This is a genomic window from Photorhabdus hainanensis (genome assembly GCF_018448965.1).
GTDB classification, from domain to species: Bacteria; Pseudomonadota; Gammaproteobacteria; order Enterobacterales; family Enterobacteriaceae; genus Photorhabdus; species Photorhabdus akhurstii.
On record NZ_RCWD01000004.1, the window covers coordinates 1 to 25,753 of the forward strand.

Annotated in this window: 18 protein-coding genes and 1 riboswitch; of the genes, 5 read left to right on the plus strand and 13 right to left on the minus strand. The window is 40.2% G+C overall.

Annotated features, from left to right (window positions below):
- The 3 genes from EAE92_RS03455 to EAE92_RS03465 form a co-directional block, all read right to left on the minus strand.
- A partial coding sequence (locus EAE92_RS03455; RefSeq protein ID WP_214067062.1) for a two-partner secretion domain-containing protein occupies positions 1-1,135 on the minus strand: 1,135 nt, incomplete at its 3' end.
- 48 nt (positions 1,136-1,183) lie between these two features.
- Positions 1,184-2,848, minus strand: a complete 1,665-nt coding sequence (locus EAE92_RS03460) for a ShlB/FhaC/HecB family hemolysin secretion/activation protein (protein WP_214067063.1) — start codon at positions 2,846-2,848, stop codon at positions 1,184-1,186.
- Between the two features lie 914 nt (positions 2,849-3,762).
- The gene (locus EAE92_RS03465; protein WP_036809147.1) at positions 3,763-4,443 is read right to left on the minus strand and encodes a helix-turn-helix transcriptional regulator; all 681 of its coding nucleotides are present in this window, start codon (positions 4,441-4,443) and stop codon (positions 3,763-3,765) included.
- Positions 4,444-5,264: 821 nt separating this feature from the next.
- Here EAE92_RS03465 and EAE92_RS03470 point away from each other — a divergent pair.
- Positions 5,265-5,477 carry a helix-turn-helix domain-containing protein gene (locus tag EAE92_RS03470; protein WP_036809145.1) on the plus strand — a complete coding sequence of 71 codons (213 nt, stop codon included), beginning with the start codon at positions 5,265-5,267 and terminating at the stop codon, positions 5,475-5,477.
- Between the two features lie 191 nt (positions 5,478-5,668).
- Here the strand turns inward: EAE92_RS03470 and EAE92_RS03475 are convergent, their stop codons facing one another.
- The 4 genes from EAE92_RS03475 to EAE92_RS03490 all read right to left on the minus strand — a co-directional run bounded on the left by EAE92_RS03475 (position 5,669) and on the right by EAE92_RS03490 (position 10,457).
- Complete coding sequence (locus EAE92_RS03475) at positions 5,669-6,847, minus strand: MalY/PatB family protein (protein ID WP_214067064.1); 1,179 nt, start codon at positions 6,845-6,847, stop codon at positions 5,669-5,671.
- Positions 6,834-8,288 carry a Na+/H+ antiporter NhaC gene (gene nhaC, locus EAE92_RS03480; RefSeq protein WP_214067065.1) on the minus strand — a complete coding sequence of 485 codons (1,455 nt, stop codon included), beginning with the start codon at positions 8,286-8,288 and terminating at the stop codon, positions 6,834-6,836. Before nhaC ends, EAE92_RS03475 begins: the two co-directional genes overlap by 14 nt.
- Positions 8,289-8,439: 151 nt before the next feature.
- Complete coding sequence (locus EAE92_RS03485) at positions 8,440-9,441, minus strand: LacI family DNA-binding transcriptional regulator (RefSeq protein WP_110091898.1); 1,002 nt, start codon at positions 9,439-9,441, stop codon at positions 8,440-8,442.
- 341 nt (positions 9,442-9,782) lie between these two features.
- The gene (locus EAE92_RS03490; RefSeq protein WP_110091897.1) at positions 9,783-10,457 is read right to left on the minus strand and encodes a helix-turn-helix transcriptional regulator; all 675 of its coding nucleotides are present in this window, start codon (positions 10,455-10,457) and stop codon (positions 9,783-9,785) included.
- 908 nt (positions 10,458-11,365) lie between these two features.
- Here EAE92_RS03490 and EAE92_RS03495 point away from each other — a divergent pair.
- Positions 11,366-12,031, plus strand: coding sequence for a PAS domain-containing protein (locus EAE92_RS03495; protein WP_214067066.1), 666 nt, complete (start codon positions 11,366-11,368; stop codon positions 12,029-12,031).
- Between the two features lie 451 nt (positions 12,032-12,482).
- Here the strand turns inward: EAE92_RS03495 and EAE92_RS03500 are convergent, their stop codons facing one another.
- The gene (locus tag EAE92_RS03500) at positions 12,483-13,553 is read right to left on the minus strand and encodes a magnesium transporter (RefSeq protein WP_046395128.1); all 1,071 of its coding nucleotides are present in this window, start codon (positions 13,551-13,553) and stop codon (positions 12,483-12,485) included.
- 74 nt (positions 13,554-13,627) lie between these two features.
- A riboswitch (M-box (ykoK) riboswitch) is annotated at positions 13,628-13,799 on the minus strand.
- Positions 13,800-13,953: 154 nt separating this feature from the next.
- Positions 13,954-14,286, minus strand: coding sequence for a DUF6694 family lipoprotein (locus EAE92_RS03505; RefSeq protein ID WP_214067067.1), 333 nt, complete (start codon positions 14,284-14,286; stop codon positions 13,954-13,956).
- 593 nt (positions 14,287-14,879) lie between these two features.
- Here EAE92_RS03505 and EAE92_RS03510 point away from each other — a divergent pair.
- Together EAE92_RS03510 and EAE92_RS03515 are read left to right on the plus strand one after the other, a co-directional pair.
- A complete protein-coding gene (locus tag EAE92_RS03510; protein ID WP_214067068.1) occupies positions 14,880-16,016 on the plus strand; it encodes an ABC transporter substrate-binding protein in 1,137 nt (378 codons plus the stop codon).
- Between the two features lie 434 nt (positions 16,017-16,450).
- Entirely contained in the window at positions 16,451-17,935 is a 1,485-nt protein-coding gene (locus tag EAE92_RS03515) for an aldehyde dehydrogenase family protein (RefSeq protein WP_214067069.1), read from the plus strand.
- A 44-nt stretch (positions 17,936-17,979) separates the two neighbouring features.
- Here EAE92_RS03515 and EAE92_RS03520 read toward each other — a convergent pair whose 3' ends face one another.
- Positions 17,980-19,347 (minus strand): alanine/glycine:cation symporter family protein, encoded by a 1,368-nt coding sequence (locus EAE92_RS03520; RefSeq protein ID WP_214067070.1) that lies wholly within the window; start codon positions 19,345-19,347, stop codon positions 17,980-17,982.
- 540 nt (positions 19,348-19,887) lie between these two features.
- On the opposite strand from EAE92_RS03520, the gene EAE92_RS03525 reads away from it, so the two are divergent.
- The gene (locus EAE92_RS03525; protein WP_214067173.1) at positions 19,888-21,477 is read left to right on the plus strand and encodes an FGGY-family carbohydrate kinase; all 1,590 of its coding nucleotides are present in this window, start codon (positions 19,888-19,890) and stop codon (positions 21,475-21,477) included.
- A gap of 93 nt (positions 21,478-21,570) precedes the next feature.
- Here the strand turns inward: EAE92_RS03525 and EAE92_RS03530 are convergent, their stop codons facing one another.
- From EAE92_RS03530 to EAE92_RS03540, 3 genes are all read right to left on the minus strand, one after another.
- On the minus strand, positions 21,571-23,718 hold the full coding sequence (locus tag EAE92_RS03530; protein ID WP_214067071.1) for a polysaccharide biosynthesis tyrosine autokinase: 2,148 nt from the start codon (positions 23,716-23,718) through the stop codon (positions 21,571-21,573).
- Positions 23,719-23,789: 71 nt separating this feature from the next.
- Entirely contained in the window at positions 23,790-24,218 is a 429-nt protein-coding gene (locus EAE92_RS03535) for an arsenate reductase/protein-tyrosine-phosphatase family protein (RefSeq protein WP_214067174.1), read from the minus strand.
- Positions 24,218-25,363: a polysaccharide export protein gene (locus EAE92_RS03540; protein WP_214067072.1), complete on the minus strand. Its 1,146-nt coding sequence runs from the start codon at positions 25,361-25,363 to the stop codon at positions 24,218-24,220. Before EAE92_RS03540 ends, EAE92_RS03535 begins: the two co-directional genes overlap by 1 nt.
- Positions 25,364-25,753: the final 390 nt, after the last annotated feature.

Sequence of the window (25,753 nt, forward strand, 5' to 3'; positions counted from 1 at the left end):
TGCCCCGAGCCTCAACCCGACCACTATTGTTCAGTTGTTCGCCTGATTGCAAGGTCGCCGTCGATTGAGACAGGAGTTTGCCCTGATTGTCTATCTTTGCGGTACTGGTTAATTGCAACGCGTCACGGCTGCTGAGGGTGCCGCGGTTCTCTATCCGGCCATCGGCGGTGATATGGACCTCGCCGGCAGACGCGCCGATATTGCCGGCATTATGCACGCCCACCCCCGCTTCGGTGCCTATCAGCCTGATTTTATGGGCATACATGCCGCCCAGTGCCGCCACATCCAGCGCAAACGCCGGGTGCTTTTCATCGTCAATCGATTTTTTCTTAATCTGCTGATGCGCCGCATCGACAATATTGCGCCCGGCGGTCACTTTCAGGTCTTGGGCGTGTAATTTGGCGTTAATCGCCACGGAGCGGGCGATAATATCGGTGTAACTTTGCTGTGTGCTGTCCATGCCGCGCCCGTCAATCCGCACTTCCCCCTGATTGACATCAAACCCTTTCAACCGACCCTGTTCCATCAGCGCCTGTCCGGTGGTGAGCGTAGTGCGATGTGAATTAATGAAACCGCAACCGTTACAGGTGATGCCCGAAGGATTGGCAATAATCACCTCGGCTTTATGCCCGGCCACTTCAATCCAGCCATTAAGGTGACTGGGGTCACGACTGTTGACCTCGTTAAGAATAACGCTGGCGTCTCCTTTGGCCAGCCACGGATTGCCTGCGACCATACCGCCCAGTTGCGTCTGCGTGGCCTGATGGCTGTTATTGAGGATAACCCCCTGTTTATCCACGTCAAACTGACGGTAGGTATTGTGGGAAACGCCGTCGGCGCCGGGGGTCTGGATATTGACCTGCGGCGTGCCGTTGGCGCTGCGAATGATGGTGGGCTGCTGACGGCCTGGCGCCTGTCCGTCGGCCACAATCGCCGCCTGCGCGGTGAGCGAAACTCCGCCAAGGGCTAACAACAACCCAAACCGTAGCGCGGTGAGTCGGCAACGACGCTGCGGTGAAGAGGGGCGATGAGCGCGACGTCCGGCTCTTCCCCGTCCGGCCCGCGCTATCTCGGCCACCACCATCCACAGCTGGCGAGATTGATTAAAGATAATACGATATAACTGCTTGTTCATGATTTTTGCTCCACACAACACTACCCACCGGCAGTTTTGTTATTTGAATTAATACTGCCAATACAGGTTGAATCCGGCCGTGACGGGGGAAGTTTGGAAACCGGCGGGTTTGGACAGCGGGACGCCGACAAACAGGTCGTAGCTCACCTTTTTCAGGTTGCCTCTCCAGCCCAAGGCGCTCCCCGCCAGGTGTTTTCCGAGCAGCGCGTCGCTGCCCCGGCCGCCCACTTCGCCATAATCCATTGCCAGATACAGAGACTGCCCTTTCAGCGGGGTTTGCCAGTCCAGTTCGTTGCGGCTGTACCAGCCCCGATCAGCGGATAAGGTCAACTCGCCATCAAAGCCGCGCACCGTCCAGCGGCCACCGATTGAAAATCGATCCTGGGGCGTCAATGGGCTGGCGCTTATCTGCCGCAGATACTGGGTTTGATAAGAAAAGGGCTGAGAAAACAGCGTTAACGGCCCGGCCAGCGTCGCCGAGAACTGGGTGATTTTAGGCAAGGCGGTCCCCTCATTGCGGTACTCTTCCGGTGCCGGTTGTGCGCCAAACCAGCGCATGCCCTGCTGGTAAGTCACTTTGGTATCCAGCGTCGCGCTGCCGATAAAGTGATGATGAGACAGCCCCAGCTTCCAGCCCGCGGTTTCCCGGCGCTGAACATCAACTTCGGTCTTATCAATAAAATTGCGCGAAGTCCGGCGATAAATTTCACCGTTGAGCCCGGTTTTCTGGTCGGCGTTACGATGTAGCACCCGGCTAAGCTGGACCGCCAGGTTTTGGCTTTTGCCCCGGTATTGGATCGCCTGATTCAGCCCGGCTATCGTCTGGGTATAATCGTAATGACTGGCCGTCACGCTCGCCATCCAGTAGCCGAAAGGCAGGGAGTAATAGAGCGTGTCGTTCTGGCTGCCTTTCCCGGCAGATGAGTGAATATCGCGTCCCTCGGAGAGATAGAACAGATCGCTGAGCGCCAGCGGGTTATCCAGAAAGAAGGTTAAACCGCCCTGATAACGCCCGGTGCTTTTAGACCCGGTATCATCCAGATACGTGGCGACTCGCCAGTGGCGGGACTGACGCCAGTCCAGCACAATATCGCTCTCCCCCGGCTGCGCTGCCGGGACAATGTTCATCTCCGCCCGCACGGTCGGGAAACGTTGCAAGTTTTCCAATCCCTGCTCGATATCCCGTAAATCCAGTAACTTGCCTTCACGCGCGGGAAAGGGGGTTATCCGCTGGATATAGTTCCCGCTGTCTGGGGTATAGCGGATATGCCGGATGTTGCCCGGTATCATCACCAGTTTTAGCGTTTGGGTACGCAGATCCTGGGGAGGAGCCAGAACCCGGCTGGTGACATAGCCGTGATTAATGAGCTGATCTTGCAATTGGGTTATCAACCGGCTAATGCCTTTATCGCCCAGGCAATGGTTTTCGCCCTGTTGAGCGACACGCCGGAACGGTAGCCAGTGCGGGAAATTTTCGGTGCCTGCCAATACGACATGAGTGACAGGAAAACAGGGGGTTTCCATCGCAAAGGCGGCTGACTCCCCGGTTTCCGGTACCGACAGATGAACCTCCTCAGGCGGTGGCGCTAATTGAGCTTCCAGCGCGTGCTGACGGGCCTGTTGATGAATGAGTTGTTGATCTGCGATGTCGGCGGCTTGACTGCCTGAGGCTACGCTACAAAAGACCGTTAATACCAAAATACTGCTTTTCATTGACTTTCTATTCCACAATGTCGAAACAGCATTAACCACGAATTTAACTTAACGATCAATATTTAGGGTTGATTATCAACCGGGCAACTAAAATAGGGGATTGGTTAAGATAGCAGCAAAAACAAGGAGTTATATGACAAAGCAAAAAACAGGCCAATGTGATTATTTTGTGACAGCATTGTATAAAAAATAGATTAATATTAATCATTTAATAACCAGCATTAATAATTTCAAATTAATTTTATTGTTTTATTTTTATTATGTGATTGACATCACATTTATGATGATTGATTTCAGCATTGAATGACTTGAACTGTGACAGTTATTTTTAATTTGTGATAAGTAATGACCTTTTCTGATTAGATTGGATGATGACTTTTAGCTCAGTTGGCAAAACAGGCGCTACGCTATTGCGGATTGGGAGATAACTATCAGACAGCTGGTGTTGGTAGTCACCGCCTTTTCGGGCACAGACGGAAACATCCGCAAGGGGTGGCACTAATTGCCTGACGTGCCTATTGATGAATAAGTTGTTGATCTGACATGTCTACAGCTTGACTGCCTGAAATAAGAAAAATGCACTATTATTAATGGATTAATATTTAACTGTGACAATCTCGTAATAATTTTATTATGTAATTTACATCACGTTTTTGTCTTATTACAAACGGTAGTAGCTTTTAAAATTTGGGCTTTCGTGATGATAAAATATCTTCTTTTCTCACTTATCATAGATATACGAATAGATAGTTCTTAGGCGGTAAGAAAGGGTATTTACTGCCGTTTCTTCCTTAAAACGCACAGTAAAGGAGGTCATTGCGTAATAAGTTATGCACGCTTTTCCGGTAAATACGACATATAACGATAACTCAGTTCGTCTATTTCCTCTTGTAAGCATTGCTAGGACTTGAAACTCAAACCAAAATACTGCTTTCAGGGCGTAAAAATCTTTCTGGTACATAAAGATCATAATTATTAAAGCGACAGTATTCTTCCAATTGCCGAGCAGACCTAACACCAATCTTTCTATATATTTGTGCTGTATAGTGTTCAACAGTACGGTAGGAAATATTTAATATTCTACCAATTTGTTTACTGGTATATTTATGTAAAGAGAGAAAAATGACATCCCATTCCCGTTGGGTAAATAAATGAGTCGGTGGTTGAAATATAATAGATGCCGGGAGTTTTCCATGATATAAACGTGTTAATGAATAATCTTGGGCTTTCCACAAGTGATAGATAATTCCAAGACACTCACCATTTTCATGATAAATAGGTAATTTTTCACAGAAATAAGAGGATAATGTTTTTATTCCTCCCCAAATATGGGTTTCGAGTGAAACATATGATTTTTCTTCTTTCATTACCTTTTGATCATGATGAATATATTCTTTTGCAAACTCAGCTCCATCCCAAGGAAGCTCATCATCATAAAATCCTTCGAAATCAAATGAATCAGAAAAACCTTTAATGGAGTTCAACGCTTTATTGCCATAAATAAAACACGAATTCTTATCTTTTATTCCCCAAGGGTCGTTACTGATTGCCAATGTGTTAATAACTTGAGGTGAAATAATTAACTTATTATTCATGCTATTGTTCCTTTATTATATTTGACATAGTAACTACTTAATTATCATTAAGGCATTATCTGAATGAATTGTCATCTGAATTATATTTAAAACAGCTTAACCATATAATATATCACAACAATAATCCAGTCAAAAAGTGTACAATTTATTAATTTTAAGATAACATTATAAATACCACAAAATATAAAAAAAGTTATTATTTTGATAAAATATTATTTATATGATTGATTTTATCAGTTAATAAATATTTAAAAATTGAATTTACCTAACCTAGCAACTCATTAAAACTAATTGTCTTATTGTCTATAAGATAGACAACTGAGTAAGCAATGACAGGAGGTTCGGTGATAATGATCGTGTAATTTTTACAATGGATATGGACAAGGTGTGATGCGTGATCATTTAGAAGTTTTGAAATATACCCCCTTGCACACCAATTCTCTGAGCTAACTAAGTTGGTGCCATTCCCTGTAACTGAAGAGCTTAAGACATTCATTAAAGTATTTCATCCGCTTCCAACATTTCCAAAAATAACTAAACTTTTTGAATACTCTAGCGATCTAAAAAGAACATTTCTGCACATTTAAAGTTTAATTTTGAACAATCAGAGTTCATTTATGAACTTTTTATCGTTAGACAATTTTCTATTCGGAGAATATTTGGCTGTACTTGGTGGGGTTTAATCTCTTAGTACAGCTATTTTTTAACATTCCGCGCCTGTGCGGACTCAGGGAAAAAGCTGTAGAAATATAAAAATATCAAATTGAAGAGAGAGTATGAACATAGCACCTTGAATAACCAAATTGAGAGGAAAATAAGGAATGATTATAAAAGACGACTGGCACCCGGCTGATATTATTGCAGCATTAAAAAAACAAGGAACAAATCTTTCTACTATTTCAAGAGAAGCGGGGCTTGCATCATCTACCTTAAGTAATGCGCTACACCGTCCGTGGCCCAAAGGTGAACGGCTAATTGCTACCGCTTTAAATTGTGAACCTTGCGAAATATGGCCGAGCAGATATTTTAAATGAGTTGTCATTTTCAAAGTTAACATGAGCTTCTCATATAAAACCAATGAGAGAGAGCTCATTACCTGAAACTTTCCTCATGGAAAATTTCAGGTATGAGCATAGAATTAAAGCAGGGCTATTAACGCCCTACTTTGTTATCAAGCTCTGGATAAAATATATAATCAGGCCAAATTCCGTGGATACCTTTTATTTTATGATGTTAGCTGGACTAAACCAGTGATTGCTTTTTCAAGATATTGACGAGGACACCCCAAGTTTATTCGGATAAACCCTTTCCCTTGATCACCAAAATTCAATCCCATTGAAACGACTATTTTGGCTTTTTGCAGTAAGGCTCGTTGCAAAGTATCATCATCCAGACCTAAATCACGGCAGTCCAACCAAGCCAGATATGTACCTTCCGCTTTTGTCATTCGGCACCAAGGAGCAGCAGACGTTAAAGCTTGCTCGAACCAGCAACGATTTTCCGCCAGGTAACTCTGTAACCCATCAAGCCATACATCCCCATGTTGGTATGCGGCTGTAGCCGCAGTCATAGATAGCGCGTTAAATACGTCTAGTCCATGAGCATTCAACCGATCGATAAAGGCTCGTCGAAGTTCGGGAGCTGGAATGAGAAAGTTTGATATACGGAGTGATGAAAGTCCAAATGTTTTACTTGCCGAGGTAGCAACAATAACGTTGCTATGCCATTCACTCCCCAAATGCAGTATTGAGGTAAATTTCCCCCAAGGCAAAATTAAATCAGCCCAGATTTCATCGGAAATTACCGTCGTCCCGTACCTTTTGCAGAGCATTAATAACTGGAGCAGTTCATCACTATTCCAACATCGGCCAGTAGGATTATGTGGGTTACATAACAATAGCAAAGGTGGCCTGTGTTGTTCTAACATTTGCTCTAAATGACCATAGTCAATCTTATAACCTTCCGAGCTTTCAAGTAGAGGGTTTTCAATAACTACCCTGCCATTCATAGTAATAATTTTGGCGAATGAAGCATAATAGGGCCCCTGTACAATGACACCTTCCCTCGGTTTACTGAGCATTTGTATCAATAAAGCCAATCCGGGTATGACGCCTTCTATCGATGTAAACCAATCGCGGTACAAGGTCAATTTATGGCGTCTTGAAAACCAATCTATTGCTGCTTGGTAATAGCAATCGTCGCGTTCGCTATAACCAAAAATACCGTGGTCAACCCTGGAGTGAAGCGCTTGCAGGACTTCTTTTTGGCATTGAAAATCGAAATCAGACACCCACATTGGCAGCAGGTCACTCTTATGTAAGTGCAAGTGACGATTTAAAAAATCCCACTTAACAGAGCTTGTATTGTAACGATCGATTATCTGGTTGAAATCAGGCAATTTCACTTTGAATTTCCTTTTTATTTAAGGAGTTTTCCGGCGTGATTTTTGCGATACCGAAACCAGTAAAACCATAAATGAGAGCAAAGAAGACGGCGGCATAGCACTGGATAGCCCAAGGTAGCAGTTCAAGCGTACTGACACCCAATGTAGTCGCCATGTAAATACCGGCAGCAGTCCAAGGGATCAACGGCTCTATGACGGTACAGCCGTCTTCTATTGTTCGTGACAGATTTTTATTATCCAGTCCCATGCGACGATAAGCCCCTTTAAACAGCTCCGCCGGGATGAGGAGAGCCAACTTTCCGTTACAGGTTGCGCCCGTTACCAGAATAGTTGTTACCAAGGTTGCAGCGATAAGTTGCCCGGTTGTGTGAACAACTTGTAGAAGCCAGTTAATGATGATGGTCAAAGCGCCAGTGAGTGCTAAAGCACCGGCGAACGCAAATGCACAGAACGCAAGCAGGATAGTACTCATCATTGATGACATACCACCCCGATTGAGCAGACGGGAGACATCGCTAACGACTCCGGTAATGTTATGTCCCTGATCAGAGAACATAGAAAGATTGAAACCATCTATTAACGCATTAAGGCCCTGTTTAAGGGTGAGTCCTTGGAAACCTATGCCAAGTACAATAGCCAATGCACAGGCTGCAAGCATGACGGGTATCACCGGACGTTTTGTTATTGCTCCCCACAAAACCAGTATCGGTGGCAAAATCAGCAATAAATTGAAGTGATACAGGCTTTCAAGAGATTGTACGATTTCTGTGACTTTTTCCGGTGTTGCCACGTTACCTGTTAAGCTTGTATGTCCAACAATAAAATAAACAATAGCGGCTAAAGCAAAGCCGGGAATAGTGGTATACATCAAATGTTGAACATGACTGTAAAGATCAGTATCGGCAACGATGGCGGCGAAATTAGTCGAGTCTGATAACGGTGAAATTTTATCGCCGAAATATGCGCCTGAAACAACCGCTCCGGCTGCCGCAGCCAAAGATACATCAAGGCCAGCGGCGACTCCCATCAAAGCAACACCAACTGTTCCCGCTGATCCCCATGACGTACCGGTACAAACTGAGATAACACTCGTGATAAAGAAAGCAGCAATCAGTATGTATTGAGGAGTAATCAGTTTTAACCCCCAATACATCATGTAAGGTATGGTTCCGCTGAACATCCAGGTCCCAATTAACCCGCCGACGCAAATCAGTATCATCATCACCGGCATCGCTTTAGCTAGCTTTGCCACAATAGCATCGATAATGTCATTCCAGCGATAGCCTTGCCAATACGCTAGAATAGCTGCTATTCCTGCTGATATCAGTAATAGGGATTCGATGCGTAAATTCAGTTGACCATATCCAATAATTAACAGTAAGAGTATTGCTGCAATTGGCAGTATAGCGAGTCCCAGATTAAGCTTTTTCTTATCATCCATATTAAAACTCCATTTTCAGGTGGTTGTTGAAACAGAATAATGAATTTATTTCGAATGAGATGTGACAGAGATTACTTGTTCATGTAATTGGTTTCATGAGTTGTGAAATGTGATCTGTATATCGCTTTTACGCTTATTACGACACTTTTTATTACTCGATAAAAAAAACAGAATCTCTGATAACGAGTTCAGCTGAGAACATATTCATTTGTGGCGTTATTTCTTTTTTGGCACTGAGTTGCAATGCCAGATTAGCCGCCCGCTGAGCCATTCGTTCTATTGGATTGTGTACGGTAGTTAAGGGGGGATAGAGATATCGGGCCGGAACAATATCATCAAACCCAACAATCGACAGTTGTTCCGGTAACTTAATTTTCCGTTGATGTAAGGATCGCATCATACCGGCAGCCATGACATCATTAAATGTTACTGCCGCAGTAAAACCGATGCCACTTTCTAAGAGCTTTTCTGCTGCCAATTCCCCACCTTTTTCGTTGAATGGCACACTAATAACCCAATTGCCAGGTACTGTGATACCCGCATTAGCCATTGCAGCCTGATACCCTTCCAAACGGAGTCTTCTATTATCAATCGGTAGATCTGCGGTTACACAAGCAATTTTTCGATGACCGTTTTGAAGAAGATAGTTGGTAGCAATCTGAGAAGCGCTGACATTATCTAACCAGATACACCGATTGGCGATAGCAGGGAAATATCGATTGATAATCACTAATCCTGGTGTATGAGCTGCATAACGTAATACATCTACATCACTCATCCTACTAATATGCGCTACTATTGCTTCGCATCCCTGATTAATTAAAAAATCTAAGGCCGATTTCTCAAGTTCAGCTTGATATCCTCCACTACAAACCATCAGTTTTACTTCTTTCTGTCGGGCGATTGTTTCAACCCCGCGAGCCAAAAGCGAAAAAAAGGGATCAGCCAAATTGCCGGTGAGTAAACCCAACATATTCCCGCACCTTTTCGCTAATGCAAGCGCGGCAGAATTACGATGGTAGTTGAACTCACGCATGGCTTTCTCTACACGCTCACGAGTGCCCGGTTCAACATAAGCGGTATTATTAATAACACGGCTTACAGTGGCCACAGATACTCCAGCTAGATGGGCGACGTCTTTCATTGTGGCCATAATTTCTCCTCAGCGGTTATACAAAATAAATATGAAGAAGAATCATATCTCAATTTATTCAAATTATCATGAAAGGATTTGTATACCTTATTTCAAGAGAATAATGTGAATTGGGTTTATCTTAATAATATTGAGTGAACGGCTTAACAATAGAATAAGAGCTGTTGGGAATATGAACATGATAGGATTTTCAATATACCGACAAATATACCAACGATGAAATCCTTAGCTCTGGCTACGAAGGTGATCCATGTCACTATCTACTGAAAGTCATGTCTCTCTGTCACTTAAATCATTCCCCTTGATTAAGTGACAGAAAAGCTAGAACAGAAGTAGCGCCTTCAATATAGCAGGAAATAGTTCATAGATTTAAGGTATTTTGGTGGAATATAAAGATCATAATCATTTTTTTCGCAAAAAAGTTTCAATTCAATAATTGATCTAATTGATAATTTCTCATAGATACTTTGGAAATACCTTTCCAATGTACGGCATGAAATGTTCATTTCATTAGCAATATCTTTATTGCTAACACCTCGGCAGAATAAAAAAATCACAATCCACTCTTTCTCTGTCAGTATATTGTTGGGTGGCCTTAACCTAACAGATATAGAAGAGGAATTTTTAATATAATTTTGTACTGAAAAATGACTTATTTCTTTAATGCGACAAATTATTCCAATACATTGGTTATTTTCATCCATTAATGGGTATTTTTCACAAAAATAGGGTTTAAATTGTTGATCATTGCTTTGCAAATCAGCCCCAATAGATGATATTCGTTGCATAGATTGTAAGACTTTACGATCATGCTTTTCAAAAAGGTGAGCAAGATAATTAAACGGTGTAGGTAATTCTTTAGCAGTATATCCAATGACATCAAAGTCTTCAGGTAGCTGACTTAATTTGATAAACACTTTATTTGCATATATAAAACGAAGATTCCTATCTTTTACAAACCATGATTCATGGCTTTTATCCCACATATTCGTTAACTGAGGGGTGATTTGACTCATATATGGCCTTCAATATAGAAAAATATTTCAATAATTAGCAAGAACAGCTATTCATTCTATAAGGGAATTCCCTCATAGTCGGAAGTATAGAGTAATGAATTTATTTCAAATGGAATGTGAGATGAGTTTGCTGTTCATGTAACCGGTTTCATGAAGTGTAAAAATGTGACTTGTGTATCGCTTTTTGGTCTTGTTTATAACCCATTGCCAAGTGTCAAAAAATTTTTAAAGATAAAGTAAGTGAAACTCGTATGGAATATACTTGTTTATCTAAAAAAACTGGAAATTTAAGGATACGATTAAGTAACCAGTCCTATTTAAACATTATACTTAATTCTTCTATAATAAAAAATTACATTAAAATAGATAGATATTCAATAATGCATTTTATGTCAAATATCGCTCCGCAACTCATTAACATATGGAAAAAAAATCATGAACCGTGGGGAGTAAAAAGTAGTGCTCCATACTTTATTTATGCTAATTCAGCAACAAAAGAATTTACTCATAATATTGAGAAATTATTTGATTGTAGAAAGCTTTACAATCATGAAGTTCCTTAGAATGAATCTGAACGTGTAAGATAATCAATTAACCAATAAATGTACTTTTGAACTAACAGATTGCCAGGTATTACTATAAATAACGTTTCGTAATTATGCTACACATAGCCTTCTTCAACCCATTGTTATACATAGAATTATGAGTGGTATAAGATGTAGCACTATTTTGAAATCTTATTTATAACCCGTTATTTTAAATATGATAAACAGCAATTCAATCCATCATAATACATAAAACTAGAAAATTCTTATGAAAAAAGTCAATTTTATTGCTATATCCCAGAAAAAACCAGAGAATCCCATAGTAGAATGTTTATTTAATCTTCAAATTATCAAGGAGTTTTTATGAAGAACTGTACGATATCACCTCAGATTATCAATACAATGGAAATAAGCAACGAACCTTGGGGAATAAAAGATAGTTCTTCATGTTTTATTTATGGTAATAAAGCGTTAAGTTCTATCAAAAATTTCTCACAATCATTTGATTACAATGGGCTTTATGATCATGAACTCCCTTGGGATGGCGCTGAATTTGCAAAGGAATATATTCATCATGATCAAGAAGTAATGAAAAAAGGGAAAAAAATATGCTCACTTGAAACACATCTATTTGGTAAAGAGAAAATTCTATCATCTTATTTCTGTGAAAAGATGCCTTTTTATCATGAAGATGGAAGTTGTATAGGCGTTATATATCATTGTTGGAAGGCTAAGGATTATTCATTAATTAGTCTGTATCAATATCATAATAAACTTCCCCCATCCATTTTACTCCAACCACCGACAGATCTCTTTACTGATCGTGAATGGGATATTATTTTCCTTTTCTTACAGAAATACACAATAAATCAAATGGGAACAATATTGAATCTTGATCCTAGTGTAATTGAAAACCATATAAACAGGATATATCATAAAATAAACATTAACTCCACTCTTCAATTAGAAGAATATTGTCGAGTCAATAATCTTTATCATTATATACCTGAGAAATTTTTATTAACTTAAAGAGTTTCTTCTGCGGACGCAGTTGGCCTTATGACACGCGTCACTGATTATGCTTGGGGTAAAATAGAGTTTTATTAAAACCTCAGGCATATTCAATATAATAAAAAACACCTAATTTATTACCACAAATAAATTTAAAATTAAAAATAAACCATTTGAAAATACATCTAAATAATATCGATTAATGACAAATAAAACAAATCAATTCATTAAAACAGAAAATAACTTATTTTATTTAACCAAGTGATTTTTAATATATATTTCACCATATTAAATCAGTTCATTTTATTTATATTTATTGATGATTAAACCCAACATTAAACATATAAAAACATTAAGTTTATTTAAATAAAAACCCTATTTACACCCCTAATAAAAATATATTAATATGGAATAAACTCTTATCCAGTCAATAAGACACCCAATTAATATGGGTATCTTATTGGTAATTTTAAACGAGTTCTGTCATCACTAATTTCGCTATTTCGAAATAGATAATCAGTCCTGTACCATCAATAAACGTGGCAATAAAAGGAGCTGATACAACAGCCGGATCAATAGAAAGCCTTTTCAATACCATCGGAATAATGGAAGAAACAATGGCACTCCAGAGAGTGATTGCAATGATGCTCAAACTAACAACAATTGTCACTTCAATGCCGACGCCTAATATCCAGGCACGGATAAGCGCAGCAAAACCTATCGTTACCGCAACTAAAAATGAAGTAGAAATCTCTTTACGTAACACTGCCCCTAAATTACGCAAACTCACTTCCCCCAGTGCCATTGCTCTGACCAAGGTTGAAGTAATTTGTGTCCCACTATTGCCCCCCGTTCCTATTAATAACGGGATGAAAAACGCGAGAGAAATTGCCGCTTCCAATTGATCTTCAAATGCTTTCAGCACTGCACCGGTATAAGCTTCTGCAACAAATAGCAATAATAACCAACCGACACGCTTACGCCATAATGTTATTGGGCTGGTGCTCAGATAAGGCTGATCCAGAGGTAAAGTTGCCCCCTGCAAATGAGCATCCAACGTATTTTCATCTTCAATCAGTTCAGCAATATCCTGTGGTCGTAGCACTCCAACTAATTTGCCAAAATGAATAACTGGAACACTATCCATGCCACTGTGATTTATCAAACTATAAACATCATGACGCGACTGCTCCGGTGATACGGAAAAATAGCTTTGCCTCATAATATCTGACACAAATAAATCATCGGCTACAGTTAATAGCACTTTCACCGGTAATATGCCATTGAGATAGCCTTCATCATCAATGACATATAAATAAGTTGGGATCTGTTCACCCTCAAGCTGATTAATCAAATTACTCTTTACCGACAACACAGAATCAGCAACAGATACAGAAATGAAACATTGGCTCATATATGCGCTGACAGTTGTCTCTTCATTTTTCAGTTGGTGTTTCCGCTGCTGATCAGCATTTATTTCATTAATAGAATGACTAGCAATCGCTAATGCATCCATTTTTTCATGGGATGTGGTTTTCATGATGTTGGTCCCTATTACTGTTGTGAACTTCAAACAGCACTCACATAGGGGCGAAACCAGATGAGAGAATACAACGGCTATCTCTACGTCTCAGTTTTAGCACTATACAACGTATCCTGAATTATCAGAAAGTTACATGGGGATATACCTTGGTTCGATATATCCTGTCCTAATCTTGGGCGTCTCTCGACGTCGTGAGATCAGCAACCTGTGTTTGTATAGGAGCCTCGCCTAACGAGATACTGCACTTAGAATGCGGCGCACATTATAAGCAATAGTCGTAATAATTCAAATTTGAAAATTGGCTTGTTTAAGTTCCATTTAAGTTATTGATGATAATAAAAAAACGGCATAGATTCACACCTCATTGCCGTTTAATGCGAATAATCCCATGAAGGAATTACTCATTTTCTGATCTCTTAGCTTCAATTTTTTCAACTTCAGCAATCAATTGGTCAGCGGTTTTACCATCCAGCAATTTATAGAACTTTTGTTTTGATTCCTTCATGTCACCATTAGTACCTGATTTAACCAAATCATTAAAATCGATACTATTAAACATAGCTGATTGAATTGATTCATCAAACTTCGCTTTTTTATCATCAGGTAACGTGTCTCTTACTTTCTCAATGGATACTTTCAACGAAATTTCATTAGACGCATCAATTTTAGGTTGGTTATCACAACCAACTAATACAAATCCTAACAAACAAATTACTAACAATTTTTTCATATTCATCCCCCCACAGAATATTAAACAAGGGAATAATAACAGAAGCAGAAATAATTAGCCAAATCGATAAAGAATAGCAATAAGATGAAATTTCTCATCATGCTATTCCAGAATGATTATCCTTGTGATTGGCAATGATAATGCCAAAATATAATCATTTATTATTTCTTCAACAGCATAAAAAACGATTTTTTGCCTGCTAAATCTATCAAACGACTAAAACACCCGACCAACCGACAACATGACAGTCCCAGATACAGCCTCAGTAATTGCCGATATTCAGAGCAATAATGTAACTGAGATCATCACAATCTACCAGAAAATTTGGTAAATTTAGTTTGCTGTTTTTGCCAGCCATCACCATAATCTTCCACCAAATGAGAATTATTTTCAACTCAAGAATGCCGCTCAACTCATTGTTATTATTTAAAAATAGCAAAAAAATCAAAATATTATTTACTAAAGTCACTAAAACCATTTGATTAATGTAAATTGTTATCATTATCATTTTAAGATTAGCATAAGTAGATATGGACCCAATTTGTCAAATTATGCGGTTCAACCAAGAGCGTTCTTTATTCAAAGGAGGAATAATGGCAATCATCCACCGTACTGCAAAATATTTTCTGACTGCCATATTGATGTTACTGTCTGTCTTTGCGCAAGCAAAAGAAATTACAGTCAAAGACGTTGCTGGCCGGAAAGTTAAAGTTAACGCGCCAGTTAATCGGGTTATACTGGCTGACAGCCGAGCATTGATTGCACTAAATATTCTTCATCCTGATAATCCGCTTAAAAGTATTGTTGCCTGGGATAATGCACTGGAAATTAAATCTCCAGATTTAGCCATTGCTTATGAAAAAGACTTCCCGCAATTGCGTGATATTCCGGTATTCCCTAGCCCTTATCAAAGCGATTTTAGTGTCGAAAAAGCGCTGACTTATAAACCCGATCTGGTTATTTTTGATATTGGTCTTCAAACTAAGCTCAATGATAGTGGAACCATAATTTTACTAGAAAAAGCGGGCATTCCGGTTATCTTTATCGATTTCTGTCAATATCCGCTAACAAATACGATTCCAAGTATGACTTTACTTGGGAAAGTATTTAGTGAAGAAGAAAATGCACAAAAATTTATTGAGTTCTATCAAGAGAGGATGAAAATTATTAATCAACGTGTCGGCACGTTAGGTAAAGAACAGCGTCCTCCGGTGTTTATCGAACGCCACGCAGGTATGTCAGGTGCTGAATATTGCTGTAAAACTTTCGGAAATGGAAATTTTGGCGAATTTATTACGGCCGCCGGAGGTGATAACCTCGGTGCTCGCTGGTTCTCAGGTATGGATGGTGAGGTAAACGAAAAACAATTAATCGTCAGTAATCCTGAGTTTTATCTGATGACCGCCGCAGATTGGGATAAAGTCCACCCCGGAAGCTTCTCTGTGCCATTAGGCTACACCGGCAATCTAAAACAGTCACAGGAACGACTGAAAAAATTACTGACTCGTCCCAAATTAAGCGTATTAAGAGCGTTTCGTGAAAAACAAGTAATAGCACTGCACCACCAATATTACGATACGCCGTTTAACATCATTGCGGTTGAGATTATTGCTAAATTCCTGCATCCGAAGTTATTTAAAGATATCGATCCACAAGCTGATAGCCTATATCTGCATAAAACCTTTACCGCTCTTGACGGTAACGGGATATTCTGGGTTACAGCAAAATAATATTTATTTTCAATCCGTTGGAATACGCCAACGGATATTTATCTTCACCATTCATTTATAATTTCCGTTCGTTAATATACCTAACATTTTATATAACGCGCTAATAGACATCTATTATTTTGTGCTCTACTATAGTTGATGCTAAAAAAATATAAAACATGACAAGATAAATTCGGTTAAGTAAAAATATATTCACATAATGGAACTATATAAAACCTGCTAATTAAGCAACTATTCCAATAGAAATGATCAATACAGGGCCATTATTGTCAATAAATCATATGTACAGTACAGGCAAAGTACAGAAATCAGGCTATATACATGATATACAGAGAATCATTCGATCTTTACTAACAAGAATGGAAAATAAAATAACCTAATGAGATAGATTCTCGATGTAACTATTCTTAAACCAAAGTACTCGGAGTATCTTAATGAAACGATTACATGATATTGAGAAAGAGATGTTGCCCGTTGAATCCTACAAAATGCTTATTGGTGGGCAATGGGTAGATAGTGTATCCAAAGCGATAACCAAAAGTTATAACCCGGCGACAGGAGAATTACTGGCTGAATATGTATCCGGTAATGCGGAAGATGTCGATCTTGCTGTCAGCGCCGCGAAAAAAGCTTTCCACGCCTGGAGTCAAACCTCCGCTATCGAAAGACAATCAGCTTTACTGAAAATTGCTGATTTACTAGAAGCAGAACAAGAACGTTTCGCCATCCTTGAATCACTGGATACCGGCAAACCATTAAATGAATCCCTGTATATGGATCTACCGGCCTCCATTGACCACTTCCGCTATTTCGCGGGTGTGATCCGTTCCCATACCGATGAAGCTTCAGTTCTGGATGCCAATACACTCAGCCTGGTGATCCGTGAACCTATTGGTGTTGTCGGGCAGGTAATTCCCTGGAATTTCCCACTACTGATGGCGGCATGGAAATTAGCTCCTGCTCTTGCAGCGGGCAATACCGTTGTGATTAACCCGGCAACACTGACACCCATCACCTTGCTTGAACTGGGTCGAATATTGGATAAAGTCCTGCCAGCCGGAGTGGTTAACATTGTTACAGGCCGCGGTTCAGTCGTTGGTCAAGCCATTTTGGATCATAAAGATGTCGAAAAAGTGGCATTCACTGGTTCCACCAGAGTAGGTTATACCGTAGCCGAAGCCGCAGCCAAAAAGCTGATCCCTGCAACACTGGAACTTGGCGGTAAATCAGCCAATATTATCTTCCCTGACGCCAATATGAAAAAGGCGGTAAAATATGCGGCCAAAGCTATTTTGCTGAATCAGGGTCAAGCGTGTGAATCAGGTTCCCGGTTATTCTTGCATAAAGATATTCATGATGAATTCCTCAAATCCTTAAAAGTAGAATTCGAATCCATCCAAGTTGGCGACCCATTGGCAAAAGATACTCAAATGGGAAGCCAAGTCAGTCAGGAACAAATGGAAAAAATTCTTGAATATGTCGATATTGCGGAAAAAGAGGGCGCAACCATTCTCACGGGCGGCAAACGCATTACAGGGAAAGGTTATGATGATGGCTTCTTTATCCAGCCAACCATCATTACCAACGTTACTAATGATATGCGAGTCGCACGCGAAGAGATTTTTGGCCCCGTATTGACCGTTATTCCGTTCAGCGAAGAAGAAGAGGTCATCGGAATGGCAAATGATTCTGATTATGGCCTGGCGGGCGCTGTCTGGACACAGGATATCGACCGGGCACTACGCGTCGCTAAAGCTGTCAGAACTGGCCGTATGTGGATTAATACTTACCATGAACTGCCAGCTCATGCGCCATTTGGCGGCTACAAAAAATCAGGTCTTGGCAGAGAAACACACAAAATGATGTTGGATTCCTACACCCTGATCAAAAACATCTATATCAAAACCAGTGAAGAATAATTTCAATCAATGATGAAAAAGCCTTCCGTTTGGAAGGCTTTTATTCAGATATTTGCTTTAATATCAACACTATCCGCATTGACATCTTTAATATGTTCTTTTGTCAGCCGATAAACAACGGGACTCAACAAGGCTAATGCAATCAGGTTTGGTATCGCCATCATCGCATTCAATGTATCTGCCAATAACCAGACAAAATCCAATGACTGAGTAGCGCCTACCATCAAAGCGATAATCCATACGACACGGAAAGGCATGATAGCTTTTTGCCCAAATAGATACTGAGTACATTTTTCACCGTAAAAACTCCAGCCAAGAATTGTGGTAAAGGCAAATATTACCAGAGCGCCTGCGACAATATAGTTGCCACCAGGAATCGCCATAGCGAAAGAAGTCGCTGTCAGCGTCGCACCTGTCTGACCGTTCAACCAACCACCAGTAATGACAATAGTTAAGCCAGTGATAGAACAAACAATAATAGTATCGATGAAAGTACCTAGCATAGCGATCAAACCCTGGCGAATCGGGTTTTGGGTTTTGGCTGTCGCGTGAGCAATCGGCGCACTTCCCAATCCCGCCTCATTAGAGAAAATGCCACGAGCTACACCAAAACGAATTGCCGCCCATACTGCCGCACCCGCAAAGCCACCTTGTGCCGCAACAGGCGTAAATGCAGATTTAACAATCAGGACAAATGCCGCGGGAATTTCACTAAAATTCACCCCCAGAACAATAATCCCGGCGGCAAGATAGGCAACCGTCATAAATGGCACTAATTTACCTGCGACATCAGCAATACGTTTAATACCCCCAATAAGCACTGCGCCAACCAGAATCGCCAATACTACGGCCGTTACCGTGGTAGAAACGCCGAAGTTACTTTGCAGCACATCAGCAACAGAATTTGCCTGTACGGTATTGCCGATACCAAAACAAGCAATACTGCCGAATACCGCAAACAACGTCCCCAACCAAGCCCATTTTTTACCTAAGCCGTTTTTTATGTAATACATGGGGCCGCCAACATAGTGACCATTTTTGTCAACCTCACGGAAACGGACTGCCAGCACCGCCTCTGAATATTTGGTTGCCATGCCCACTAATGCGGTTATCCACATCCAAAACAGCGCGCCTGGCCCTCCCAATACAACCGCGGTAGCTACTCCAGCTATATTACCTGTTCCAATGGTGGCTGAAAGCGCAGTCATCAGTGCATTAAATGGCGATATCTGTCCCTCTCCCCGTTGATGATTACGCTCAAATAGTAACTTAAAACCTGTACCCAATTTACGTATAGGCAGAAAAGAGAGGCGGAGCTGCATAAACAATCCAACCCCCAGAAGACCGACCATCATCGGTACTCCCAATACGACCCCGTTAATAGCACTCAGCCATTCTGTGATTAATCCCATATATTCCCTCGGACATCTCATAACAAAACAACAACATATGCGCAGCAACTTAATAAAGAATATTTACAGAAAATATGCGAGAAAAAATTTCGCAAAAATGGAAAAAGATTTAATACTTGTGAGTGATATCACTCGATAGAATTTTAAGATTAGAATGTTCAGAAATTTATCACGCCAAATACATTAAAAGACATTTACATATAAACCACTCCTTTAATTAAAATAATTTACTTGAACATCTGACTACTTCAACTAATTAACGTAAGACAACAAAATATTACCCTTTACACTCCGTTTTTTGTTAATTAATGAACTGATTAATATTATTTTTAAAATCGATTTTTTAAGAAATAAATCACTATTCTGAAAGCCCTCTGGGCCTTTCGCCTGATATCCCCGCCCGCACTGGCCAAGGGTTTACGGCGGTTTTTGCTAAATCTTTTTCGAGCCGCTTCACAATAATTGAATAACCTCATTGTGTTATTGTTCCACTCAACTCATTTTATCCGCCTGGGTTAATGAATGAGAGAGAACCTCATGGTGGAACAACAATATTTCATTGGTGTTGATGTTGGCTCCGCCAGTGTCCGTACTGCGGTTTTTGACCAACACGGCAAACGGCATGCATTCTCTGCTCGCCCTATCCAGCAATTTCACCCAAAAACTGATTTTGTTGAACAATCTTCTACTGATATCTGGGCGCAAGTATGTGCAACAGTAAGAGAAGCTGTTGCACTGGCAAATATTAATCCTATTGATGTTAAATCAATCGGCTTTGATGCCACCTGTTCATTAGTCGCTGTAGCAACAGAAGGACGTCCTCTTTCTGTGGCTGAAAATGGCAATCCTGAACACGATATCATCATGTGGATGGATCATCGGGCAATCAAGGAAGCCATCACGATAAATCAAACCAATGACCCCGCACTCTGCTATGTAGGTGGTGAAATCAGCCCTGAAATGGAACTACCGAAAATATTATGGCTAAAGAACCACTTTCCTCAACGTTATCAGGATATCTGGCGTTTCTTTGATTTAGCTGATTTTTTGGCGTGGAAAGCAACTGCCGCTGATGTAGCCAGTATTTGCACGCTCACTTGTAAATGGAACTATTTGGCCCATCAAAAACAGTTCAGCGAAAAACTACTTTATAATGTGGGGTTAGAAGATTTAACAAATAAAGTTCCGTCTACCATCATTGAACTTGGCGAAAAAGCAGGTTACCTGACTGTTGAAACGGCTAAAGATTTTGGGCTGCACACAGAAGTCATCGTCGCCGGTGGTATTATTGACGCTCATGCCGGCGGATTGGCCCTGGCTGGCGCCGATCCAGAGGGCAGCCTGGCCATTATCAGCGGCACCTCAAACTGCCATATGATTGTCAGTCCTCATCCTGTCATGGTTCCAGGGGTTTGGGGTCCCTATTTCGGCGCTATGCTACCCGGTTATTGGCTCAACGAAGGTGGACAAAGCGCCGCCGGTGCATTAGTTGAGTGGTCAATTCGTCAACACAATAACTGGCTGGAGCTAGAAATCGAAGCTAAGGAATCTGGTCATCATTACTACCAGCTACTGAATGAAGCTGTCGCACAGTTAGAAAAGCAAGAAAAATACCCGACCGCACAACTTCATATTTTAGATGACCATCACGGCAACCGCTCACCAAGGGCAAACCCTAATGCCAAAGGAATGGTCAGCGGGCTGACGCTGGCAGATAGTCGTGACGCTCTGGCCCGCCATTACTTGGCAACGCTGCAATCTATCGCTTATGGCACCCGCCATATTATTGATGCACTAATAGAAGCAGGGCATAAGATAAACAGGCTAGTTATATGTGGCGGCGCAACTAAAAACCCACTATGGTTACGTGAATATGCCAACGCCACCGGGCGCGAAATCCATCTCACTCAGGAAGAGGATGCTGTCAATCTTGGTTCTGCTTTGCTTGGTGCCGTTGCTTGTGGTTCCTTTACCGACTTCGCTCAAGCAGCGAAATCGATGGTACGTGAAGGCAACATTATCAAACCGGAAAAAGAGACATTTTCATTTCATCAAGCCAAATATCAGGTCTATCTGCAAATGTACCGGGACCAGCAACGATATAACGAAATCATGCAAACCGGCGATTAACTTTTAAGGATAAAAACAGGTATATAATAAGATGAAAGGAATAAAAACTCATTAGATAAAATTTCTCCGGCCCCACAAGCCGGAGAAAGGTGATCAATCCTTATAACTGTATTGATAACATCCGCCATAATCATAATAGAGACCAGAACTCTTCTCTACCGCGTTTAGCAACACACCTTTAATATGAATGCCATTTTGTCTAAACCGGCGAATAGCAATATTAACTTCTTTAACCCTTGTTTTATGATAACGAGCAATTAACAATGAAGTTCCTGCATATCTCCCAATAATTGCAGCATCAGTTACAGCCAAAATAGGAGGAGTATCTACCAAGACATAATCATAATGCTCTTCTGCCCAAGATAATAATTCTTTAAGCCTGTTATGCATAAGCAATTCCGACGGATTAGGCGGAATAACACCTCGATTAACAAAATCAAGCTCAGTAAGATAAGTTCTGGTAATGATCTCTTTTATCTGATGCTGACCAGCCAAATATTCAGACAGCCCCAGAGATTGAGGACTTTCCAACACCTTATGTAAACGACCTCTTCTCATATCCGCATCGATTAAAAGCACACGTTTATTACTTAATGCCAATACAGCAGCAAGGTTTACTGAAATAAAAGATTTTCCTAGTTCAGGCGCAGAACCTGAAAGAAGAATAATTTTATTCGCAGATTCCATCATTGAAAAATGCAAGGTTGTTCTAAGGCTACGTAATGCTTCAATAGCTAAATCTGTGGGATCTTGAATCGCTAATAACCGTAATTTATGACGATGAGTTCGCTTTTTCTGTTGCTGTTCAAGTTTAATTTGGGTCCCAGATAGTGGAACCGTGGCATAAACAGAAACACCTATTTCCTCCAATTGTTCGGGGCTTTCGATTCCTTTACGAAACATGACTCGTATGCAAACCAATCCAGCAGACAATATAAACCCCAATACCATCATAGATGCAATAATCAGTGACTTCTTCGGTTTTACCGCTGAATTTTCTACAATAGCTTCATCAATAATACGTACATTACCCACTGTCCCTGCTTTCAAGATGTTCAACTCTTGCTGTTTATTGAGTAACTGCACATAAATTTCTTGACCAACTTGAACATCTCTGGTCAAACGTAAAATTTCCTGCTGTGTTTTAGGTAACCGTTTGATTGACTGATTCAGCTCCTTTTTGGTATCAACCAAAGTCTTACGTTTATCAAGCAACGCAACATAAGCAGGATGTTGTTTGGTATACAATTGCTGCAATTCAGCTTCTTTGAAAGTCAATTCATTAATCTGTTTCTCAATTTGGACTAATGTTTCCAAAGCCGATTTTGCTTCAAGTGATAAATCGATAGATTCATTCGCTTGACGATATTGATTAAGCAACTCCTCAGAACGATTGAGTTCAATTTTAACTTTAGGTAAATGATTTTTTAAGAAATTAAGACTACTTTCAGCCTCTTCCGTCTTTCTTGTCACATTTTGTTGCAAGTAATTTTTACCAATACTATCCAGTACTGACTTTATTCTCGCACGATCATCACCCTCCATTTCAAGCGAAATAATACCAGTACTATTACCTTTTTCTTTTACCCGCAAAGCTTGTTGCAACCCACGAATAACCCCCAATTGCCCCCGTTTAACCAACGTGAAACTTTGTCCTGGAGAAGCTGAAATATTTGAGATAAGCAAATTTATGCCATCAGTATCAAATACTTTGTTCACTTGCCCGCGGAAAATCTGATCATCAAACAGCAACCGATAACTTTCTGAATCGTCAACATATATTTTTATCTCTTTGTTCATATATTCGGGTGATATTGTAAAATGTTTAATAACAATATCTGGCTTTGGCATACCGCGGAGACGGGCAATTCCCTTACCTATCACAGGAAAATAATCCGCTGTAACCTGAACATCCAAATTTAGATCCTTTACCGTCTTTCCCAATATCATTCGGGAAGTTAATAACTCCAATTCTGCCGATGTATCTGACGGTCTTCCTGAAAGCATATCCGCCATGTCGCCAATTAAAGGCAATGCACTACTTCTCTTTTCAACCTGCAATAAAGCATTTGCCTTGTATATCGGAGTCGCAATCAAGGAATAACAAAGGCCAATAACGGTAAACAATAGAGTGATTCCACCAATCACCCAGCGATAATCGAATAAGGCACTAAGAAGACGGCCTAAATCAATTTCATCACTATCCGTATGAGTGTGACTTGATTTATCTGATGTAGTCATAAAAAGCCTATAATTACTTTATTGATAAGTAATGAAGAATAGAAAACCCAGAATTTGAAAATACTTATAAGTTATAATTTCCCAAGCCAACTATTAGCACTCTCAAATAATAACTGATACACATATTCATAAACCTCGATATCAGACTTATATGGATCGGGAATTGCCATTTTATTTAACCAATGGCCAAAAAGCATTGTTTTCCCCCTGACTCCTAGATTTATCCTATTTACAGCTTCAATATGTCTTTTTTCCATAACCAAAATCAAGCTTGACTGCTGGCATAATTCACTGGTTAGTTGACGTGCCGTATGTCCATCTAGGGACAATCCATACTTAGCCGCAACCCTACTTGAGAACTCATTTGCAGGATTACCAGCCAAAGCAGATATTCCCGCAGAATAAATCTCTTTCTGAGGAAATATCTGCCTCAATAATCGCTCTCCTGTCGGAGAGCGACAAACATTACCCACACAAACGACCAGAATAGAATTAAACATTAATTCGGCCACTTACGAATCCACTTAGTTGTTTCAGTCAGGCTATTAATGCTTGATATCGTTGGCACCAACTGATTAATAACCCGATTCCAGCGAACGACTGGAGCACTGGTAACATAGACAATATCGTAAGGTTGCAAATTAAACTCAGTTCCCAACACCAACGCCGTTGCATCTTTCGCATTGAGCTGATAGATATTGGCTATTTTTCCTTTATTATCAGTTACATTACGCAGTGAACGGATGACAAAAACGCCATTAGCATCACTTGATAATTGATCTATACCTTCGGCATTGCCCAATGCTTCAGTCAAAGTCATTCCACTGCGATCCATACGCAGAGTAGTCTGTTTTTTGACTTCCCCCATAACAAACACTTTCAAATCATCATTACGGGGAACATATAAAATATCGCCAGAATAGAGCAGGCGATTTTGCTTTAGATCACCATTCTGCATTAAATCTTGAAGAGAAATAATCGTCTCTTTTCCCTTATGAGTCAAAATGATCCTCCTCCAGTCAGCATTTTCGGTTAAGCCGCCGGCATGGTTGATCGCATCAATAATGGTTAAAGGAACGTTAGTGATAGGTTGTTGAGCAGACCTGGCAACTTCACCTGTTACATAGGCTTTTTGTGAACGGAAAGCAGCAATATTAACATCAACTTGAGGTGATTCGATGTACTTCGATAACTTATCAGTAATCATTGTGCGCACCTGAGTGACCGTTTTCCCTTTTACATGAATTTTACCAACATAGGGATAAAAAATCGTTCCATCAGAATGCACCCAATTTCCCGTATCACTGGCACTACGGTATTGCCCGGCTGGTATCGTCAATTCAGGATGATCCCAAACAGTAACCATAATGACATCCCCCACACCAATACGGTATTCATACTGTTGTAACTCTTTATCTAATTCAGGATTAGGACGTGCAATAGCAGAATTCACTCGTAACTTTTCAATTAACTGTGGTGTTACTGGATAAACGTTTACCAAATTATTAATATCATAGTTACTATCATCATCATTGATTATTTCTTTATTATAAACAGTAAGGCCACTCCCAGGCACAACAGTACAACCACCTAATAGTGTAGAACAGGACAACGCCAGAACTATAATTAATTCCTTAATATTCATCAGAAATTTATCCTTAAAACATAATAAACAAAAAAGAATACAGAAAAATAGTATTAATTATAATCTCCCTAACAAAACTAGATTATAATATAATAAAATATAATATAATATAAAAATTTTGCTTAAGGGCCACAAGACACTAGGCTACTGGTCGTATCACTTGATAAAAACAACAGAAATCAACTTAATGGCTTTGAAAAATTCAAGCCATTAAATAATAGGTAATAAATTTATTAATTATTTTATTATTTAATATATCTTATAAGATATTATTACAAACAGAAAGTAAGAGCGACCCATCAAATAATAGTGAAGATATTTATCAGAATTTATCGGAACTGAATACATACTCTCGATAACATTGTGAAAAAACACGGGCCTACTTACATC

Excerpts from the sequence above, each read along its gene's own strand:
- EAE92_RS03470 (WP_036809145.1), top strand. The coding sequence starts at position 5,265 with ATGATTATAAAAGACGACTGGCACCCGGCTGATATTATTGCAGCATTA.
- EAE92_RS03465 (WP_036809147.1), bottom strand. The coding sequence starts at position 4,443 with ATGAATAATAAGTTAATTATTTCACCTCAAGTTATTAACACATTGGCA.
- EAE92_RS03520 (WP_214067070.1), bottom strand. The coding sequence starts at position 19,347 with ATGGGATTAATCACAGAATGGCTGAGTGCTATTAACGGGGTCGTATTG.
- nhaC (WP_214067065.1), bottom strand. The coding sequence starts at position 8,288 with ATGGATGATAAGAAAAAGCTTAATCTGGGACTCGCTATACTGCCAATT.
- EAE92_RS03540 (WP_214067072.1), bottom strand. The coding sequence starts at position 25,363 with ATGAATATTAAGGAATTAATTATAGTTCTGGCGTTGTCCTGTTCTACA.
- EAE92_RS03535 (WP_214067174.1), bottom strand. The coding sequence starts at position 24,218 with ATGTTTAATTCTATTCTGGTCGTTTGTGTGGGTAATGTTTGTCGCTCT.
- EAE92_RS03485 (WP_110091898.1), bottom strand. The coding sequence starts at position 9,441 with ATGGCCACAATGAAAGACGTCGCCCATCTAGCTGGAGTATCTGTGGCC.
- EAE92_RS03460 (WP_214067063.1), bottom strand. The coding sequence starts at position 2,848 with ATGAAAAGCAGTATTTTGGTATTAACGGTCTTTTGTAGCGTAGCCTCA.
- EAE92_RS03500 (WP_046395128.1), bottom strand. The coding sequence starts at position 13,553 with ATGAAAACCACATCCCATGAAAAAATGGATGCATTAGCGATTGCTAGT.
- EAE92_RS03510 (WP_214067068.1), top strand. The coding sequence starts at position 14,880 with ATGGCAATCATCCACCGTACTGCAAAATATTTTCTGACTGCCATATTG.
- EAE92_RS03530 (WP_214067071.1), bottom strand. The coding sequence starts at position 23,718 with ATGACTACATCAGATAAATCAAGTCACACTCATACGGATAGTGATGAA.
- EAE92_RS03505 (WP_214067067.1), bottom strand. The coding sequence starts at position 14,286 with ATGAAAAAATTGTTAGTAATTTGTTTGTTAGGATTTGTATTAGTTGGT.
- EAE92_RS03495 (WP_214067066.1), top strand. The coding sequence starts at position 11,366 with ATGAAGAACTGTACGATATCACCTCAGATTATCAATACAATGGAAATA.
- EAE92_RS03490 (WP_110091897.1), bottom strand. The coding sequence starts at position 10,457 with ATGAGTCAAATCACCCCTCAGTTAACGAATATGTGGGATAAAAGCCAT.
- EAE92_RS03515 (WP_214067069.1), top strand. The coding sequence starts at position 16,451 with ATGAAACGATTACATGATATTGAGAAAGAGATGTTGCCCGTTGAATCC.